Source organism: Pseudomonas promysalinigenes (genome assembly GCF_014269025.2).
GTDB lineage: Bacteria > Pseudomonadota > Gammaproteobacteria > Pseudomonadales > Pseudomonadaceae > Aquipseudomonas > Aquipseudomonas promysalinigenes.
In genome coordinates this window covers 1,791,526-1,809,150 of the sequence record NZ_CP077094.1, presented here as the reverse complement: position 1 = coordinate 1,809,150, position 17,625 = coordinate 1,791,526, and the positions used below count along the sequence as shown (strand labels likewise).

Genomic DNA, 17,625 nt, shown 5'->3' with positions numbered 1-17,625 from the left:
CGCAGAGCCGATCATGGACATCGACCAGGCCCGTACGTTTCTTGAAGTGGTGCGTTGCGGCAGCCTGGTCGCCGCCGCCGAACGCCTGTGCGTATCACAGACCGCTATCACCGCCCGCGTGCAACGCCTGGAGCAGCAACTGGGCTGTCAGCTGTTCGTGCGCAGTCGAAATGGCGCTAGCTTGACCCACGATGGTGAAGCCTTCGTCAGCTACGCCAACCAGCTGGTACAGACCTGGGAAGCGGCGCGGCGCGACCTACCGCTGCCTGAAGGCCGCCAGCAAGTACTGCATATTGGCGCGCAGGTGAGCCTGGGCAACCCGATGCTGCTCGACTGGGTCGGCGCCCTGTTCCGCGAAATGCCAAGCCATGCCATCCGCAGCGAAATCAGTGACGAGGACGCTTTGCTACGCAAGGTCGACATGGGCCTGCTGGACGCAGCCCTGGTGTACCAGCCGATCTACGGTCCAGGGCTGCAGGTTGAGCAGTTGATGGAAGAAAAGCTGATTCGCGTGCGCAGGGTCCAGCGACCTGAGCCATACATCTACATCGACTGGGGTGAAGCCTTCCGCCGCCAGCACGATGCCGCATTGCCGGACTGCGCGCGCCCGGCGCTGAGCTTCAACCTCGGGCCTCTGGCTTTGCAGTTCATCCTCGACCACGGGGGTAGCGGGTATTTCCGTACGCGTGTAGTACAGGCCTATTTGGATAAAGGCGTATTCGAGCGTGTGCCGCAAGCGCCGGAATTCACTTACCCAACCTACCTGGTCTACCCGCGCAAGCGCGACAGCGAAGCGCTGCAACAGGCCATCGCGGTGCTGCGCGGGCTGATAGCGGCTGACTCCAGCGACTGGTCACAACGCTGGGACCCGCTGGTGTGAACCGCTGCCAGCGGCGCTTAGCAACTGGCGGGCAAGGCCGGCGACCAGATCGGTCTGGGTGACGACCCCTACCAACCGGCCATCATCGAGCACCGGCAGGCAGTGCAGGCCTTGCTCGCACAACAGCGGTAGCAGGCGCTCCAGCGGGTGCTGGGGGCTGACACTGACCACATGCCGACTCATCACCTGCTCCAGGCGCACCGCTTTGCGGCCGAACAGGCCGCGCCAACTGAGCTGGCCGCGCTGCATGGCTGGGCCGATAAGGTCGCTGAGGCTGACGATACCCACCAGCTTGCCCTGGTCGAGTACCGGCAGAGTGTTCAGATGGTGGCTACACAGCAGCTTCCAGGCCTGTTCCAGAGTGGTCTGCGGCGAAGCGAACTGCACATCGCGCGACATTACGGCACTGGCAGTGATACCGCCGAGAGTGCGCTGCAGCGCGCTGTGCTCGGTGGCGATGATGATGCGCTGTAGCTCATCACGAGTGACGTCGACGAACTCCCCTAGCTCCATCAGCGCCTGATCCAGGTCAGCGCTGCTGACGCCAACGCGCTCGCGCGGCAGGGGGTCGTGGGTATGGTGCAGATCGATGCGCGGCAGTGCTGCTTTGGGGTAGCGCACCCCGGTCAGGCGGTTGTAGATCACCGCGACGCACACCAGCATCAGTGCATTGAGCAAGACCGGCTCTAGCAGATGGTCACCCATGGCCGTCAAGCCCGGATCAGCCAGCACCGCGCTTACCGCCACCGCACCACCCGGCGGGTGCAGGCAGCGCAATAAGCACATCACGAGCATCGAAATGCCCAGCGCCGTGGCGGCCACCCACAGCTCCCCGCCCCAGCCCTGACGCATGGCAAGGCCGACAGCCCCAGCCAGGGCATAACTGCCAAGCACCGGCCAGGGTTGGGCCAGCGGCCCGGAATGCACGGCAAACACCAGCACCGCAGAGGCCGCCAACGGGCCCAGTAGGTGCAGGGCAGTGCCTGGCCCGTAGGCCAGGCTGGTCAACCCGCCAGCAACGAACAAGCCAAGCAATGCGCCGACACCGGCGCGCAAGGCTTGCTTAGGTGAGATGTTCAGGGGCGCAGGCAGCAGCCGCTGCAGAAGACTGTCGTATCGCATGGCAGGCATTCGAAGGCTCAAAATCTTTGAGTGTCGTAGTGAAAAGAAAGCCCAGTCGAGGGCAACTGGGCTGGCAGCGCCTAGGCAGCTGCGTAAGGGCTCCGTCCTTGGAGAGATGGAAACCGCAGGTTTCGTCAGGTGATTGTGCCGCGCGGCACACCGTTGAGCTAATTCAAAAAAATGCGGGGTAACTGCAATTTTTCTGAATCTTCACTGCAGACACTTCAATAATTACGCGGCAGTTCGATCTGTATGCGCAGCCCACCCAATGGGCTTTGCAACAGCTCCAGCCGGCCATTCCAGGCCTCGACAATGTCGCGCACGATGCCCAGCCCCAAGCCATGCCCATCGACCTGCTCATCCAACCGCGATCCCCGCTCCAATACCTGCAGGCGTTGGCCCTCAGGGATGCCAGGGCCATCATCATCGACCCACAGTTGATACCCAACAGGCGTTGCAGCAATTGCCAGACGCACTTCGCTGTCGGCCCACTTGCAGGCGTTGTCGAGTAAGTTGCCCAGCAGCTCGAGAACGTCTTCGCGGTCCCATGGCAATTGCAGAGCTGGGGGAACCTCGCGGTGTAACTGCAAGACCTCGCCATGAATCATGCACAAGGTCGCGAACAGGCCGGGTAACTCGGCATCGCAGTCAAACTGAGACCCTGGTAATGCATCCCCTGCCAAGCGCGCACGGTTGAGCTCGCGGGCCAGCCGCTGCTGGATCTGCTGCAACTGTTCACGCAATTGCGCTTGCACCTGCGGCAGGTCCTTCAGGCGTTCGCTGGAGGCGAGGCTGAGCAGCACTGCCAAGGGGGTCTTCAGGGCATGCCCCAGGTTGCCCAAAGCATTGCGCGAGCGGCGTAGGCTGTTTTCGGTGTGACTGAGCAAGTGGTTGATCTGGCCGACCAGGGGCGCCAGTTCGCTGGGCACCTGAGCGTCGAGCTGAGACCGCTGGCCCTGCTGCAACTGGGCAATCTGCTGGCGCGCTCGCTCCAGTGGGCGCAGCGAACGGGTCACGGTGATGCGCTGCAACACCAGTACGATGAGCAACGCGATCAGGCCCATGCCCAGGCCGATTTGCTGCAAACGGCGAAAGCCTTGGCGCACGGGTGAATAGTCTTGCGCGACGCTGATCGAAATATCCTGGCCCAGGCGCCGGTAATCCGCGCGCAGGGCCAGCAATTGCTGGCCTTCCGGCCCTAGCTCGTGGGTATCGGAAAGCCCCGGCTCAGCGGGTTTGGGCATATCCAGGTCCCATAAAGAACGCGAGCGCCAAGTGCCCTTGTCAAAATCGATACGGAAGTAGTAGCCGGAAAAAGGCCGTTGATAGGCCGCTGAGATACGCCGCTCATCCAACTGCAGGCCCGTGGGCCCACGCACCAGCGCCACCAGCAGGTTTTCGCTTTCCTTGCGCAGGCCGTTTTCCAGGTAACGCTGCAAACCTGCCTCGAACAACCAAAGCGTCAGTTGCGCGAGCACCAGGCCAACAATCACCAGTACGGCAATAAGCCCCAGGCTAAGACGTGCCTGGATGGACTTCACTCGCCGCTCCCGGCATAGATATAACCCTGGCCGCGCCGAGTCTCGATTACGCTTCGCCCCAGCTTGCGCCGCAGGTGATTGACATGCACCTCCAGCACATTGGAATCGCGCTCCGTCTCGCCATCATAAAGATGCTCGGCAAGATGGCTTTTGGACAGGATTTGCTGCGGGTGCAGCATGAAGTAGCGCAATAAGCGAAACTCGGCAGCCGTGAGCTGAATATCGACCCCGTCGCGGCTCACGCACTGGCGGCCCTCATCCAGATGCAGACCTGCCGCTTCCAGGGTTGGCCGGTTGGCCAGGCCGCGGGCGCGACGCAGCAGCGCCTGAATGCGCAGTTGCAGCTCTTCGGGATGAAAGGGCTTGCTCAGATAGTCATCGGCCCCAGCCTTGAGGCCTTCGATCCGTTCAGCCCACGATCCGCGCGCCGTGAGAATCAGCACCGGTGTTGCCAACCCGCCGGCACGCCATTGTTCCAGTACGTCCAGACCCGGCAAACCAGGCAAGCCCAGATCCAGAATGATCAAGTCATAGGGTTCGCTCTGGCCTTGATACACCGCATCCCGCCCATCGGCCAACCAGTCCACGGCATAGCCTTGGCGCTGCAAGCTGGTAGTCAGCTCGTCGGCCAGGGGTACATTGTCTTCGACAAGCAGCAGGCGCATGTCAGTCGTCTTCCTCGTCTTTGAGCAGAGCACCAGTGCTGGCGTCCAGCTTGATTTCGCGCACCACGCCTTCCTGGGTGAGCAATTCGACCTCATATTCGTAGCGGCCGTGCTCCTCTTCCAGTTCGGCCTCCAGCAGACGCGCCCCGGGGTAACGCCCCAGGGCGGTCGTAAGCAATTGCTCAAGTGGCAGAATGACGCCCTTCTGACGCAGTTTCAGGGCCTGGTCCTGGTCCAGATCGTGGGCAACGGCCAGCGAGCAAACGGCCAGCAACGAAAACAGCACGTATCGCGCCGGCCGAGTGATGCAGGGCATTAGCTGTCTCGCTGATCCTTCAGCACCTCACCGGTTTTGGCGTCCAGGTCAACGTCCCACTCCACGTTCTGCGCATCGCGCAGTTCGACCTTGTAGATGTAGCGGCCATATTCGTTTTCCAGCTCCGAATCGGTGACGGTGGCACCTGGATGCTTGGCCACGGCAGCAGCCTTGAGTTCGTCCAGCGACTTGATGGTCTTGGCGTTGACCAGTTTCACCACTTCGTCAGGCTGCACGTCCTGAGCAAAAGCGGCGTTGGCACCCAGTGCAAGGGCGGCGGCAGTGAACAAGGCAGTCAAAGTTTTCATGATGGCTCTCCTGAGCGAGGTTCAAGTTGTCTACGGGGTTAAGATTAACCAGCGGTCCTTAATTCAACCTGAAAACAGCTGGCGCCATGATAGCGCAGCTACGGCTGCATCAAGGCCCTATAATGACCGGCTCGCTAGCTGTGGAGTTCGACATGAGCGCCATTCACATCAAATACCCAGCCCTGACTTTCAAGGCTGGCCAGCGCGCCTTGCGGCAGATTCGCGAGCGCGGTTTGCAGCCTGGCGATGTCGGGGTATTGCCTGGCGCGGCGGGTGGCCCCAAGCCGTTAGGCATTCAGGGGCTGGACCTGGCCCTGTTCGGCGAGTGGCTACCTTCGGCGCCGCGCCAACGCGCTCTGATCGGCGCCTCGATCGGCTCCTGGCGCTTCGCCAGCGCCTGCCTCGACGACCCCGTGGCCGGCATCCGCCGTTTGGGCGAGCTGTACACCGAACAGGACTTTGCCAAAGGCGTGACCCCGGCGCAGATCAGCCGCAGTTGCCAGCGCATGCTCGATGACTTGCTGCAAGGCCGCGACGGGCAGATCCTCGCCAACCCGCTGTACCGCTTGAACATCCTGGTGGTCAAGAGCCATGGCCAACTCGCCCACGACCACCGCGCCCGCCTAGGCATGGGCCTGGGCTCGGTAATTGCCAGCAACCTACTGGGCCGTGCGCGGCTGGCCCGACACTTCGAACGCGTGATCCTGCACGATGCTCGCAGCGCCCCGCCGCTCGAGGCCCTCACCGATTTTCCCTCGCGCTGTCTGCCACTGGACCTAGCCAATCTGCGCCACGCACTACTGGCCTCAGGTTCCATCCCGATGGTGATGGAAGGTGTGCGCGATATCCCCGGTGCAGGGGCAGGCACATACCGTGACGGTGGCTTGCTCGATTATCACCTCGACTTGCCCTACCGCGGTGACGATCTGGTGCTGTATCCGCACTTCACCGACAAAGTGGTGCCTGGCTGGTTCGACAAGGCGCTGCCTTGGCGCAAGGGCGACGCCACACGTTTGCAGAACGTACTGTTGCTGACCCCATCGCCGCAGTATTTGGCTGCCTTGCCTTTCGGCAAGCTGCCCGACCGTAATGACTTCAAGCGCTTCATGGGCGATGCGCCGAGCCGCAAGCGCTACTGGTACAAGGCCATCGCCGAAAGCCAGCGGCTGGGCGACGAATTGCTGGAATTGATCGCCACCGGGCGGTTGCCCGAACGCCTGCAAGCCTTGTAGCGGCCATGCTGGTAGACTGCGCGCATTATTGATTCACACAGAGTTATGACAGCGTGGAAATCTTCAAGGAATTTACGTTCGAATCGGCCCACCGCCTGCCCCACGTTCCAGCAGGGCACAAGTGCGGCCGCCTGCACGGCCACTCGTTCAAGGTCGGCCTGCACCTGACCGGCCCGCTCGACCCGCATACCGGGTGGATCCGTGACTTTGCCGAGGTGAAGGCGATCTTCAAGCCGATCTACGACCAGCTTGACCATAACTACCTGAACGATATTCCGGGCCTTGAGAACCCCACCAGCGAAGTGATCGCCAAGTGGATCTGGGACCAGGTCAAACCCCTGATGCCAGAGCTCTCCAAGGTGCGCATCCACGAAACCTGCACCAGTGGCTGCGAGTACACCGGCGACTGATACGCTGCTGCGGGCAGGGGCTCAGCCCTGCCCGTCGCCCACCCCGTCGCGCAGGAACCTCGGCGCAATGTAGCGCTGGTAATGGGCCTCGGAGAGCAGGAAGAATTCGCGGTCGATGGCATCGCGCAGTTGTGGCAGCTCCCAGTCGCGGAACTCCGGCAGCAGCGCCATGCCGTAAGCCTCCAGGTCGCGAATCATCCGTGCCCCGCGCGCGATCAACTGATACGCCCAGCAGTACTCCGACTGCTGCTCGACGAAGCGGATCGAACGCTGCTGCAATTGCTGGCGCAGCAGGCCCTTGTCGAACACCTCCAGCTTGGCCATCATCACCTGCACCAGCAGTTGCTCCAGGCGCAGCCAGACAGCGCGCTTTTGCGTGTCGTCGTAGCCGTTCCAGTGGATCACTTCATGGTGAAACCGCTTGCAGCCACGGCATACCGTGTCCCCGTACACGGTGGAACAGAGGCCGACGCAAGGGGTCTTGATGGACTGGTTGGACATTTGAAACAACGGCTTGGCGGTGGAACACCGAGGCATGTTAGCCCTTTGTCTAACCACGGTCACCCGTTAAAGTCACGTTCGCCGCCTTACCTTCTGCGACAATTTGCCGTAGAATCACCCCGCCTTTTCAAGGCAACAATGTCCGTTGGAAGCTGTTTTCAAAGCGTCACGAGCACAGTCCATCCGGTAGAACGGCGTTGGCCCGGGCCATGCATCCCTCGCATGCCCGCGCCAGCCCTCATCAGCTCCCGTTCTGCAGGCGTAAAACTTTGAAAGCAGCTTCTGTAAGGATTCTTTGCGACCCTGGTTGGGCGGCCCAAAAGGCCGTGGCAGCGCATGGGTGCATCGAATGCTGGATGAGCGTCCCGGACTCCCTTTAGGGACCACTGATGAGGGTAATAACTGTGCTTGAAGCCTACCGCAAACACATCGAAGAGCGTGCCGCCCTGGGTATCGTGCCCCAGCCGCTGAACGCCGAACAAACTGCAGGCCTGGTCGAGCTGCTGAAGAACCCGCCGGCCGGCGAAGAAGCCTTCCTCGTAGACCTGATCACCAACCGCGTTCCACCAGGGGTGGACGAAGCTGCCTACGTCAAGGCTGCATTCCTCTCTGCCGTCGCCAAGGGTGAAGCCAAGTCGCCGCTGATCGACCGCAAGCACGCCACTGAACTGCTGGGTACCATGCAGGGCGGCTACAACATCGAAACGCTGGTCGCGCTGCTGGACGACGCCGAACTGGGCGCCGTCGCGGCCGAACAGCTCAAGCACACCCTGCTGATGTTCGACGCCTTCCACGATGTGGCCGAAAAGGCCAAGGCCGGCAACACTCACGCCAAGGCCGTGCTGGAATCCTGGGCTGCCGGCGAGTGGTTCACCTCGCGCCCGGCCATCGCCGACAAATACACCCTGACCGTGTTCAAGGTACCTGGCGAAACCAATACCGACGACCTGTCCCCTGCCCCGGACGCCTGGTCGCGCCCTGACATCCCACTGCACGCTCTGGCCATGCTGAAAATGGCCCGTGACGGCATCGAGCCTTCCCAGCCAGGCTCCGTGGGCCCGCTGGCCCAGATCGAAGCCGTGAAAGCCAAAGGCTTCCCGGTTGCCTATGTGGGTGACGTGGTCGGTACCGGCTCTTCGCGTAAGTCCGCCACCAACTCGGTGCTGTGGTTCTTCGGCGACGACATCCCGTACGTGCCGAACAAGCGCGCCGGTGGCTTCTGCTTCGGCACCAAGATCGCCCCGATCTTCTACAACACCATGGAAGACGCAGGCGCCCTGCCGATCGAGTTCGACTGCACCAACCTGGCCATGGGCGACGTCATCGACGTTTACCCTTACAAAGGCGAAGTGCGCCGCCACGGCAGCGATGAGCTGGTCACCGAGTTCACGCTCAAAACCGAAGTGCTGCTGGATGAAGTCCGCGCTGGTGGCCGTATTCCGCTGATCGTCGGCCGTGGCCTCACCGAGAAAGCCCGTGCAGAACTGGGCCAAGGCCCGTCGGACCTGTTCAAGAAGCCAGAACAGCCTGCCGACACCGGCAAGGGCTTCACCCTGGCACAGAAGATGGTCGGTCGTGCCTGCGGCCTGCCAGAAGGCCAGGGCGTGCGCCCAGGTGCCTATTGCGAACCGAAGATGACCACTGTCGGCTCCCAGGACACCACTGGCCCGATGACCCGCGACGAGCTCAAAGACCTGGCGTGCCTGGGCTTCTCCGCTGACCTGGTGATGCAGTCGTTCTGCCACACCGCGGCGTATCCGAAGCCGATCGACGTCACCACCCACCACACCCTGCCAGACTTCATCCGCACCCGTGGCGGCGTGTCGCTGCGCCCAGGTGACGGCATCATTCACAGCTGGCTGAACCGCATGCTGATGCCTGACACCGTGGGTACCGGTGGCGACTCGCACACCCGCTTCCCGATCGGCATCTCGTTCCCGGCAGGTTCCGGCCTGGTGGCGTTCGCCGCCGCCACCGGGGTCATGCCACTGGACATGCCAGAGTCGATCCTGGTGCGCTTCAAGGGCAAACTGCAGCCAGGCATCACCCTGCGTGACCTGGTTCACGCCATCCCTTACTACGCCATCCAGCAGGGCCTGCTGACCGTCGAGAAGAAAGGCAAGAAAAACGCCTTCTCCGGCCGCATCCTGGAAATCGAAGGCCTGGACGAACTGACCGTCGAACAAGCCTTCGAGCTGTCCGACGCTTCGGCTGAGCGCTCCGCTGCCGGCTGCACCATCAAACTGCCAGAGAAGGCCATCGCCGAGTACCTGCAGTCGAACATCACCCTGCTGCGCTGGATGATCGGCGAAGGCTACGGCGATGCCCGCACCCTTGAGCGTCGCGCTCAGGCCATGGAAGCCTGGCTGGCCAAGCCAGAGCTGCTGTCGGCAGATGCCGATGCCGAATACGCCGAGATCATCGAAATCGACCTGGCCGACGTCAAGGAGCCTGTGCTCTGCGCGCCGAACGACCCGGACGATGCCCGTCTGCTGTCTTCGGTACAGGGCGAGAAGATCGACGAAGTGTTCATCGGCTCGTGCATGACCAACATCGGCCACTTCCGCGCTGCCGGCAAGCTGCTGGAGAAGGTCAAGGGCGGTATCCCCACTCGTCTGTGGCTGGCCCCGCCAACCAAGATGGACGCTCACCAGCTGACCGAAGAAGGCTACTACGGTATCTACGGCAAGGCCGGTGCGCGCATGGAAATGCCAGGCTGCTCGCTGTGCATGGGTAACCAGGCACGTGTGCAGACCGGTTCGACCGTGGTATCCACCTCGACCCGTAACTTCCCGAACCGTCTGGGTGACGCTACCAACGTGTACCTGGCCTCGGCCGAGCTGGCGGCGGTCGCCTCGATCATCGGCAAACTGCCTACCGTCGAAGAGTACATGCAGTACGCCAAAGACATCGACAGCATGGCTGCCGACGTGTACCGCTACCTGAGCTTCGACCAGATCGCCGAGTTCCGCGAAGCAGCAGCCAACGCCAAGATCCCGGTGGTCCAGGCATAAGCTGAGCAATACGCTGTAAAAGAAAACCCCGGCGCAATGCCGGGGTTTTTTCGTTTAGCCTGCCCGTTTCGCGGGTCACCCGCGTAAGCACCAGCATTGCTGACGCTTGGCAAGGGCAGGTCGCGGCTTACCCGCGATCCCTTAGAAGCTATCGCCAGGCACGCGAACCCAGCCCTCCATCAACACCCGAGCACTGCGGCTCATGATCGCCTTGGTCACCGTCCACTGGCCATCTACCTGGCGCGCTTGGGCCCCCACCCGCAAGGTGCCGGACGGGTGGCCGAAACGCACGGCGCTGCGCTCGCCGCCGCCTGCAGCGAGGTTGACCAGCGTACCTGGAATGGCGGCGGCAGTACCGATGGCAACCGCTGCGGTGCCCATCATCGCGTGGTGCAGCTTACCCATGGACAACGCCCGCACTAGCAAGTCGATGTCACCGGCCTCAACCGCCTTGCCACTGGAGGCTATGTAGGCGGCAGGGGGCGCGACGAAGGCCACCTTCGGGGTGTGCTGCCGCCCCGCTGCCTGGTCAATGTGCTCGATCAGGCCCATGCGCACTGCGCCATAAGCGCGGATGGTCTCGAAACGCTGCAGCGCTTGAGGGTCGCCGTTGATCGCATCCTGCAATTCCGTACCGGTGTAACCGATGTCGGCGGCATTGACGAACACGGTTGGGATACCGGCATTGATCAGGGTTGCCTTGAAGGTACCGACGCCGGGCACCTCCAGATCGTCCACAAGGTTGCCGGTAGGAAACATCGCACCAGCGTCACCCTCCTCGTCGGCGGCCGGGTCAAGAAACTCGAGCTGCACTTCGGCCGCCGGAAAGGTCACCCCGTCGAGCTCGAAATCACCGGTTTCCTGCACTTGGCCTTCGGTGATCGGCACATGGGCGATGATGGTCTTGCCGATGTTAGCCTGCCAGATACGCACAGTGGCCAGACCATTGCGCGGAACACACGCAGGGTCGACCAGCCCATTGCTGATGGCGAACGAGCCCACCGCCGCCGAGAGGTTGCCACAGTTGCCGCTCCAGTCGACGAAGGCCTTGTCGATAGCGACCTGGCCGAACAGATAGTCGACGTCATGGCCAGGCTTGATGCTCTTGGACAGGATCACCGTCTTGCTGGTACTGGAGGTGGCGCCGCCCATGCCATCGATCTGCTTGGCATAAGGGTCGGGGCTGCCGATCACCCGCAACAGCAGCGCGTCGCGGGCCGGGCCTGGGACCTGAGCCACCTCAGGAAGGTCTTGCAGACGGAAGAATACGCCCTTGCTGGTACCGCCACGAATGTAAGTAGCAGGAATCTTCACTTGCGCTGGATGTGCCATATTCATGTCCTGTTCAAGCGGTCGCTTCGAGGAAGTCCTGGGCAAAGCGCTGAAGCACCCCGCCGGCTTCGTAGATCGACACTTCCTCAGCGGTGTCCAGGCGGCAGGTCACCGGCACCTCGACCCGCTCACCATCACGCCGCGTCACCACCAGGGTCAGCGTCGCCCGCGGCGTGCGCTGGCCGAGCACGTCGTAGGTTTCACTACCATCTAATCCAAGGGTCTTACGGTCGGTGCCCGGTTGGAATTCCAGCGGCAATACGCCCATGCCCACCAGGTTGGTACGGTGAATGCGTTCGAAGCCCTCGGCGACGATGGCTTCGACACCGGCCAGGCGCACGCCCTTGGCCGCCCAGTCACGGGACGAACCTTGGCCATAATCGCCGCCGGCGACGATGATCAACGGCTGCTTGCGCTGCATGTAGGTTTCGATGGCCTCCCACATACGCGTCACCTTGCCTTCCGGCTCGATGCGCGCCAGTGAACCTTGCCTGACGCTGCCGTCGTCGTTGCGCACCATCTCATTGAACAGCTTGGGGTTGGCGAAGGTTGCCCGCTGGGCGGTCAGATGGTCGCCACGATGCGTGGCGTAGGAGTTGAAGTCTTCCTCTGGCAAGCCCATCTTCGCCAGGTATTCACCCGCGGCGCTGTCGAGCAGAATGGCGTTGGATGGCGACAGGTGATCGGTGGTGATGTTGTCCGGCAGTACCGCCAGGGGGCGCATGCCGCGCAGGGTGCGCTCACCGGCCAGCGCACCTTCCCAATAGGGCGGGCGACGGATGTAGGTGCTCATAGGGCGCCACTGGTAAAGCGGGGCCACTTTCGGCCCGCGGTCCTCCTCGATGGCGAACATCGGAATGTAGACCTTGCGAAATTGCTCAGGCTTGACCGCCGCGCGCACAACGGCGTCGATTTCTTCGTCGCTGGGCCATATATCCTTGAGGCGGATTGGCTTGCCGTCGACCACCCCCAACACATCCTTTTCGATGTCGAAGCGAATGGTGCCGGCAATCGCGTAGGCCACTACCAGAGGGGGCGAAGCCAGGAACGCCTGCTTGGCATACGGGTGGATACGCCCATCGAAGTTGCGGTTACCCGACAGCACAGCAGTGGCGTACAGGTCGCGGTCGATGATCTCCTGCTGGATCAGCGGGTCCAGCGCCCCGGACATCCCGTTGCACGTGGTGCAGGCAAAGGCGACGATCCCAAACCCTAGCTGCTCCAGTTCGCGCTCCAACCCCGCCTCCTCCAGATACAGCTGCACGGCCTTGGAGCCCGGGGCCAGGGACGATTTGACCCAAGGCTTGCGAGTGAGCCCGAGCCTGTTGGCGTTTCGCGCCAGCAGGCCTGCGGCGATCACGTTGCGCGGGTTGCTGGTGTTGGTGCAACTGGTAATGGCGGCGATGATCACTGCGCCGTCTGGCATTTGCCCAGGCACTTGCTCCCAGGCACCCGCGATGCCCTTGGCCGCCAGGTCACTGGTAGCAACACGAGCATGGGGGTTGGACGGGCCGGCCATGTTGCGGACCACGCTCGACAGGTCGAAGCTCAGCGTGCGTTCGTACTGCGCGCAGGTCAGGCTGTCAGCCCATAGGCCGGCGACCTTGGCGTAGGTTTCCACCAACTGTACCTGCTGGTCATCGCGACCGGTCAGCTTGAGGTAGTCGATGGTTTGCTGATCGATGGCGAACATCGCGGCCGTAGCGCCGTACTCAGGTGCCATGTTGGAGATGGTGGCGCGGTCGCCCAAGGTCAGGGCTCGCGCACCCTCGCCATGGAATTCTAGGTAAGCACCGACGACTTTCTGTTTACGCAGGAATTCGGTCAAAGCCAGCACCAGGTCAGTGGCCGTGATGCTAGGCGCCAGCCTGCCGGTCAGCTCGACGCCAACGATTTCCGGCAGGCGCATCCACGAGGCACGGCCGAGCATGACGTTTTCCGCTTCCAGGCCGCCCACACCGATGGCGATTACCCCCAAGGCATCGACATGCGGAGTGTGGCTGTCGGTGCCGACACAGGTATCGGGGTAGGCAACGCCCCCTTCACTGTGGATCACCGGCGACATATTCTCCAGGTTGATCTGGTGCATGATGCCGTTACCGGGCTGGATCACGTCGACGTTCTTGAAGGCTTTCTTGGTCCAGTTGATGAAATGGAAGCGGTCTTCGTTGCGCCGGTCTTCAATGGCGCGGTTCTTTTCGAACGCTTCTGGAACATACCCGCCGCACTCGACCGCCAAGGAGTGGTCGACGATCAATTGCACCGGTACCACCGGGTTGACCTTGGCCGGGTCACCGCCTCTATCGGCGATGGCATCGCGCAGGCCCGCGAGGTCGACCAAGGCAGTCTGGCCAAGGATGTCATGGCACACCACCCGGGCTGGGAACCAAGGGAAGTCCAGATCGCGCTTGCGCTCGATCAGTTGGCCCAAGGAGGCATCGAGGGTGGCCGGGTCGCAGCGACGCACCAGGTTTTCGGCAAGTACGCGGGAGGTGTAGGGCAGGCTGTCGTAAGCACCGGGCTTGATGGCCTCGACGGCAGCGCGGGCATCGAAGTAGTCCAGGGCTGTGCCTGGCAGGTTCTTGCGGTATGCAGTGTTCATCATTCGGGCTCGGTCACAGGGTTCGCAAGGCTCGCCCGCCTCCACTGGGGAAACGGGTCGGCTCTCTTTGTCTATTTCAGCGCTGTTCGATCGGCACGAACTGGCGCTGCTCGACGCCGACGTACTCGGCGCTTGGGCGAATGATGCGGTTGTTGGCGCGCTGCTCGAACACATGAGCGGCCCAACCCGTCAAACGCGAGCAGACGAAGATCGGGGTGAACAGCTTCGTTGGAATGCCCATGAAGTGGTACGCCGAAGCATGGTAGAAGTCGGCATTGGGGAACAGGCGCTTCTGCTCCCACATGGTCTTGTCGATGGCCTCGGATACCGGGTAGAGCACCTTGTCACCCACTTCGTCGGCCAGCTGTTTCGCCCAGCCCTTGATCACCTCATTACGCGGGTCGGATTCTTTGTAGATCGCATGACCGAAGCCCATGATCTTGTCCTTGCGCTCCAGCATGCGCAGCAGTTCAGCCGTTGCCTCTTGCGGGCTCTGGAAGCGCTCGATCAGCTCCATTGCCGCTTCGTTGGCGCCCCCGTGCAGCGGGCCGCGCAAAGCGCCGATGGCGGCGGTGATGCAGGAGTAGAGATCGGACAAGGTCGAGGCACATACACGGGCGGTGAAGGTGGAGGCGTTGAACTCGTGCTCGGCGTACAGAATCAGCGAAACGTTCATGACCTTGACGTGCAGCTCGCTCGGTTGCTTGCCGTGCAGCAGGTGCAGGAAATGGCCACCCAGCGTGTCTTCATCGCTGTTGCAATCGATACGCACGCCGTGATGGCTGAAGCGATACCAGTAGCACATCACCGCAGGGAACACAGCCAGCAGGCGGTCGGTCTTCTCGCGCTGAGCTTCGAAGGTCAGTTCGGGCTCCAAGGTGCCCAGCATCGAGCAACCGGTGCGCATCACATCCATCGGGTGTGCATCACGCGGGATGCGCTCCAGCACTTCCTTGAGCGCTTGCGGCAGGTCACGCAGGCCCTTGAGCTTGTGCTTGTAGTCGGCAAGTTCCGCCTGGCTCGGCAGTTCGCCGTACAGCAGCAGGTAGGCGACTTCCTCGAACTCGGCAGTGGCGGCCAGGTCACGCACGTCATAGCCACGGTAGGTCAGGCCGGCACCGGCCTGACCCACGGTCGACAAGGCGGTCTGACCGGCCACCTGACCACGCAGGCCAGCACCACTGAGTACTTTTGCTTCGGCCATGGTGTTTCTCCTTTCTTGAATTTGTTATGGAAATCTTGGCTGATTGGGCAGGTGCTGCTCAGCCCTTTTTCTGGGCGAACAACGCATCGAGGCTCTGTTCGAAGGCGTGATAACCGATGGCATCGTAGAGCTCCATGCGGGTTTGCATGGTGTCGATCACGTTCTTCTGGGTGCCATCGCGGCGCAGCGCGGTGTAAACGTTTTCGGCGGCCTTGTTCATGGCGCGGAATGCCGACAGCGGGTAGAGCACCAGCGATACATCGACCGAAGCCAGTTCCTCGGTGGTGTAAAGCGGTGTAGCGCCAAATTCGGTGATGTTGGCCAGAATCGGCGCCTTCACTCGGTCGGCGAACGTCTTGTACATCGAAAGCTCAGTGATGGCCTCTGGGAAGATCATATCGGCCCCGGCTTCGACGCAAGCAGCGGCGCGGTCCAACGCAGCGTTCAGGCCTTCCACTGCCAAGGCATCGGTTCGCGCCATGATCACAAAGCTGTCGTCGCTTCGCGCATCCACCGCCGCCTTGATACGGTCGACCATCTCCTGCTGTGAGACGATTTCCTTGTTCGGCCGGTGACCGCAACGCTTGGCGCCAACCTGGTCTTCGATATGAATGGCCGCCGCGCCGAACTTGCACATCGACCGAACGGTGCGGGCAACGTTGAAGGCCGAAGCGCCGAAACCGGTGTCGACATCCACCAGCAAGGGCAGATCGCACACGTCGGTGATACGGCGTACATCGGTCAGCACGTCATCCAGCCCACTGATACCCAAGTCTGGTAGGCCGAGCGAGCCTGCGGCAACCCCGCCTCCGGACAGATAGATGGCCTTGAAACCGGCACGTTTGGCCAGCAACGCATGGTTGGCATTGATTGCACCGACCACCTGCAAGGGGTGCTCGGCGGCAACGGCGTCGCGAAAACGCTGACCGGGGGTGCTCTTCACAGTCATTTCTCACCTCGTGGGCTATTGTCGTTGGCGTCCAGGTAGTGACGCTCGATATTGCGCTTGGACGCACCGATGTGGCGGCGCATCAGGAGTTCGGCCAGCTCGCCGTCGCGGCCTTCGATGGCATCGAGGATGCGGTGATGTTCGGCAAAAGCCTGGTGGGGGCGGTTGGGCGTGGCGGAAAACTGGATGCGGTACATGCGCACCAGTTGGTACAACTCACCGCAGAGCATCTTTACCAACGTCTGGTTGCCACTGCCGTGAATGATCCGGTAGTGGAAGTCGTAGTCGCCTTCTTGCTGGTAATAGCCTAGCCCAGCCTGAAAGGCAGCATCGCGCTCGTGGGTATCGAGCACCCGGCGTAGCTCGTCGATGTCAGCCTGGCTCATGCGCTCGGCCGCCAGGCGGCAAGCCATGCCCTCGAGGGACTCGCGGATTTCGTACAGCTCGATCAGCTCGACGTGGCTCAGCGACACTACCCGCGCGCCCACATGGGGTACACGCACCAGCAGGCGCTGGCCCTCCAGACGGTGTATCGCTTCACGCAGCGGGCCGCGGCTGATGCCATAGGTACGGGCCAGCTCAGGTTCGGAAATTTTACTGCCAGGGGCGATGTCGCCTTTGACGATAGCCGCCTGGATGCGCCGAAAGACGTTCTCCGACAAGGTTTCCGTTTCGTCCGAGTCAGCCGGAATCGGGGTGGATAGGTCCAGCATATTGTCGACACCTTTCGAATAGCCTGAGCAGAAACTAGCGAATTAGTGGCGAAGAGTCAAAGCACAAAAGAATATTGTCGACAATCGTCTAATGCAGAACTTACCCATCCATAGCGTTGTCAGATCGCGGCACGCTGGCGTCAAGACGCCGGCATGGTAGAATGCCGCGCCTTCAATGGAGCATGGATAGTGCGCTTGTCATCAATTCATGTTGTTGACAGATGAACGAGGAAGCTTGCGCAGCCGTCGCCAGTCCCCTCTGCCCCGAACTCTGCACAGCTCAACACCGCGCCAGGATTATGAGACTCACACCCGTATTATTGTTGTTATGCCTCACCTTGCTGCCGGCCTATGGCCAGGCCGCGGGCAAGACCGTTTATGGTTTGAACGAATATGCACGGCTCGGCGATCTGGACTTGGAAGTAGCCGCCAAGCTCGACACCGGAGCCAAGACCGCGTCGCTCAGCGCCCGCGACATCAAGCGCTTCAAGCGCAATGGTGAGAGCTGGGTACGCTTCTATCTGGCCATCGATGCCGCCCACTCGCATCCCATCGAGCGCCCCTTGGCGCGTGTCAGCAAGATCAAACGCCGCGCCGGCGACTATGATGCAGAATCCGGCAAGGCGTACACGGCTCGCCCAGTGATCGAACTTGAAATTTGCATGGGCCAGGCCCGGCGCACCATCGAAGTCAACCTCACCGACCGTAGCGCTTTCCAGTTCCCGCTGCTGATCGGCTCCGAGGCGCTCAAGCACTTCGACGCCCTGGTCGACCCTAGCCTTAAATACGCGGCCGGCAAACCTGCCTGTGCCAAAGACGCTCCCAAAGCAGAGTAA

General features: G+C 61.9%; 16 protein-coding genes. 5 read left to right on the top strand and 11 right to left on the bottom strand.

Annotated elements, in window-relative coordinates; translation table 11 throughout:
* Positions 1 to 13 precede the first annotated feature (13 nt).
* Positions 14 to 880, top strand: a complete 867-nt coding sequence (locus HU725_RS08340; RefSeq protein ID WP_186476817.1) for a LysR family transcriptional regulator — start codon at positions 14 to 16, stop codon at positions 878 to 880.
* On the opposite strand, the gene HU725_RS08335 is transcribed toward HU725_RS08340, so the two are convergent.
* From HU725_RS08335 to HU725_RS08315, 5 genes are all read right to left on the bottom strand, one after another.
* Positions 854 to 2,011, bottom strand: coding sequence for an HPP family protein (locus tag HU725_RS08335; protein WP_186476816.1), 1,158 nt, complete (start codon positions 2,009 to 2,011; stop codon positions 854 to 856). The two genes, HU725_RS08340 and HU725_RS08335, sit on opposite strands and share 27 nt — an antisense overlap.
* Positions 2,012 to 2,226: 215 nt before the next feature.
* Positions 2,227 to 3,543 carry a sensor histidine kinase gene (locus tag HU725_RS08330; RefSeq protein WP_186476815.1) on the bottom strand — a complete coding sequence of 439 codons (1,317 nt, stop codon included), beginning with the start codon at positions 3,541 to 3,543 and terminating at the stop codon, positions 2,227 to 2,229.
* Positions 3,540 to 4,208 carry a response regulator transcription factor gene (locus HU725_RS08325; protein ID WP_060476799.1) on the bottom strand — a complete coding sequence of 223 codons (669 nt, stop codon included), beginning with the start codon at positions 4,206 to 4,208 and terminating at the stop codon, positions 3,540 to 3,542. Before HU725_RS08325 ends, HU725_RS08330 begins: the two co-directional genes overlap by 4 nt.
* Before the next feature lies 1 nt (position 4,209).
* A complete protein-coding gene (locus HU725_RS08320; RefSeq protein ID WP_186476814.1) occupies positions 4,210 to 4,524 on the bottom strand; it encodes a PepSY domain-containing protein in 315 nt (104 codons plus the stop codon).
* On the bottom strand, positions 4,524 to 4,832 hold the full coding sequence (locus tag HU725_RS08315) for a PepSY domain-containing protein (RefSeq protein ID WP_186476813.1): 309 nt from the start codon (positions 4,830 to 4,832) through the stop codon (positions 4,524 to 4,526). Before HU725_RS08315 ends, HU725_RS08320 begins: the two co-directional genes overlap by 1 nt.
* A gap of 152 nt (positions 4,833 to 4,984) precedes the next feature.
* Here HU725_RS08315 and HU725_RS08310 point away from each other — a divergent pair, with 152 nt between their 5' ends.
* Both HU725_RS08310 and queD read left to right on the top strand, forming a co-directional pair.
* Complete coding sequence (locus HU725_RS08310) at positions 4,985 to 6,064, top strand: patatin-like phospholipase domain-containing protein (RefSeq protein WP_060476840.1); 1,080 nt, start codon at positions 4,985 to 4,987, stop codon at positions 6,062 to 6,064.
* Positions 6,065 to 6,117: 53 nt separating this feature from the next.
* Positions 6,118 to 6,474, top strand: a complete 357-nt coding sequence (gene queD, locus HU725_RS08305; RefSeq protein WP_060476796.1) for a 6-carboxytetrahydropterin synthase QueD — start codon at positions 6,118 to 6,120, stop codon at positions 6,472 to 6,474.
* A 21-nt stretch (positions 6,475 to 6,495) separates the two neighbouring features.
* Here queD and HU725_RS08300 read toward each other — a convergent pair whose 3' ends face one another.
* Positions 6,496 to 6,975 carry a DUF1289 domain-containing protein gene (locus HU725_RS08300; protein WP_186476909.1) on the bottom strand — a complete coding sequence of 160 codons (480 nt, stop codon included), beginning with the start codon at positions 6,973 to 6,975 and terminating at the stop codon, positions 6,496 to 6,498.
* Positions 6,976 to 7,379: 404 nt separating this feature from the next.
* On the opposite strand from HU725_RS08300, the gene acnB reads away from it, so the two are divergent.
* Positions 7,380 to 9,989, top strand: a complete 2,610-nt coding sequence (gene acnB / locus HU725_RS08295; RefSeq protein WP_186476908.1) for a bifunctional aconitate hydratase 2/2-methylisocitrate dehydratase — start codon at positions 7,380 to 7,382, stop codon at positions 9,987 to 9,989.
* Between the two features lie 141 nt (positions 9,990 to 10,130).
* On the opposite strand, the gene prpF is transcribed toward acnB, so the two are convergent.
* The 5 genes from prpF to HU725_RS08270 form a co-directional block, all read right to left on the bottom strand.
* A complete protein-coding gene (gene prpF, locus HU725_RS08290; protein WP_186476812.1) occupies positions 10,131 to 11,321 on the bottom strand; it encodes a 2-methylaconitate cis-trans isomerase PrpF in 1,191 nt (396 codons plus the stop codon).
* 13 nt (positions 11,322 to 11,334) lie between these two features.
* Entirely contained in the window at positions 11,335 to 13,923 is a 2,589-nt protein-coding gene (acnD, locus tag HU725_RS08285; RefSeq protein ID WP_186476907.1) for a Fe/S-dependent 2-methylisocitrate dehydratase AcnD, read from the bottom strand.
* A 76-nt stretch (positions 13,924 to 13,999) separates the two neighbouring features.
* The gene (prpC, locus tag HU725_RS08280; RefSeq protein ID WP_060476792.1) at positions 14,000 to 15,127 is read right to left on the bottom strand and encodes a bifunctional 2-methylcitrate synthase/citrate synthase; all 1,128 of its coding nucleotides are present in this window, start codon (positions 15,125 to 15,127) and stop codon (positions 14,000 to 14,002) included.
* 58 nt (positions 15,128 to 15,185) lie between these two features.
* Complete coding sequence (prpB, locus tag HU725_RS08275; RefSeq protein ID WP_060476791.1) at positions 15,186 to 16,076, bottom strand: methylisocitrate lyase; 891 nt, start codon at positions 16,074 to 16,076, stop codon at positions 15,186 to 15,188.
* Positions 16,073 to 16,789, bottom strand: a complete 717-nt coding sequence (locus tag HU725_RS08270) for a GntR family transcriptional regulator (protein ID WP_186476811.1) — start codon at positions 16,787 to 16,789, stop codon at positions 16,073 to 16,075. Before HU725_RS08270 ends, prpB begins: the two co-directional genes overlap by 4 nt.
* A gap of 299 nt (positions 16,790 to 17,088) precedes the next feature.
* On the opposite strand from HU725_RS08270, the gene rloA reads away from it, so the two are divergent.
* Complete coding sequence (gene rloA, locus HU725_RS08265; RefSeq protein ID WP_186476810.1) at positions 17,089 to 17,625, top strand: retropepsin-like aspartic peptidase RloA; 537 nt, start codon at positions 17,089 to 17,091, stop codon at positions 17,623 to 17,625.

What these genes read in the sequence shown, in the direction of transcription:
- HU725_RS08340 (WP_186476817.1), top strand. Translation starts at nt 14, where the DNA reads ATGGACATCGACCAGGCCCGTACGTTTCTTGAAGTGGTGCGTTGCGGC.
- HU725_RS08335 (WP_186476816.1), bottom strand. Translation starts at nt 2,011, where the DNA reads ATGCCTGCCATGCGATACGACAGTCTTCTGCAGCGGCTGCTGCCTGCG.
- HU725_RS08325 (WP_060476799.1), bottom strand. Translation starts at nt 4,208, where the DNA reads ATGCGCCTGCTGCTTGTCGAAGACAATGTACCCCTGGCCGACGAGCTG.
- HU725_RS08320 (WP_186476814.1), bottom strand. Translation starts at nt 4,524, where the DNA reads ATGCCCTGCATCACTCGGCCGGCGCGATACGTGCTGTTTTCGTTGCTG.
- HU725_RS08315 (WP_186476813.1), bottom strand. Translation starts at nt 4,832, where the DNA reads ATGAAAACTTTGACTGCCTTGTTCACTGCCGCCGCCCTTGCACTGGGT.
- HU725_RS08310 (WP_060476840.1), top strand. Translation starts at nt 4,985, where the DNA reads ATGAGCGCCATTCACATCAAATACCCAGCCCTGACTTTCAAGGCTGGC.
- HU725_RS08300 (WP_186476909.1), bottom strand. Translation starts at nt 6,975, where the DNA reads ATGTCCAACCAGTCCATCAAGACCCCTTGCGTCGGCCTCTGTTCCACC.
- prpF (WP_186476812.1), bottom strand. Translation starts at nt 11,321, where the DNA reads ATGGCACATCCAGCGCAAGTGAAGATTCCTGCTACTTACATTCGTGGC.
- acnD (WP_186476907.1), bottom strand. Translation starts at nt 13,923, where the DNA reads ATGAACACTGCATACCGCAAGAACCTGCCAGGCACAGCCCTGGACTAC.
- prpC (WP_060476792.1), bottom strand. Translation starts at nt 15,127, where the DNA reads ATGGCCGAAGCAAAAGTACTCAGTGGTGCTGGCCTGCGTGGTCAGGTG.
- prpB (WP_060476791.1), bottom strand. Translation starts at nt 16,076, where the DNA reads ATGACTGTGAAGAGCACCCCCGGTCAGCGTTTTCGCGACGCCGTTGCC.
- HU725_RS08270 (WP_186476811.1), bottom strand. Translation starts at nt 16,789, where the DNA reads ATGCTGGACCTATCCACCCCGATTCCGGCTGACTCGGACGAAACGGAA.
- rloA (WP_186476810.1), top strand. Translation starts at nt 17,089, where the DNA reads ATGAGACTCACACCCGTATTATTGTTGTTATGCCTCACCTTGCTGCCG.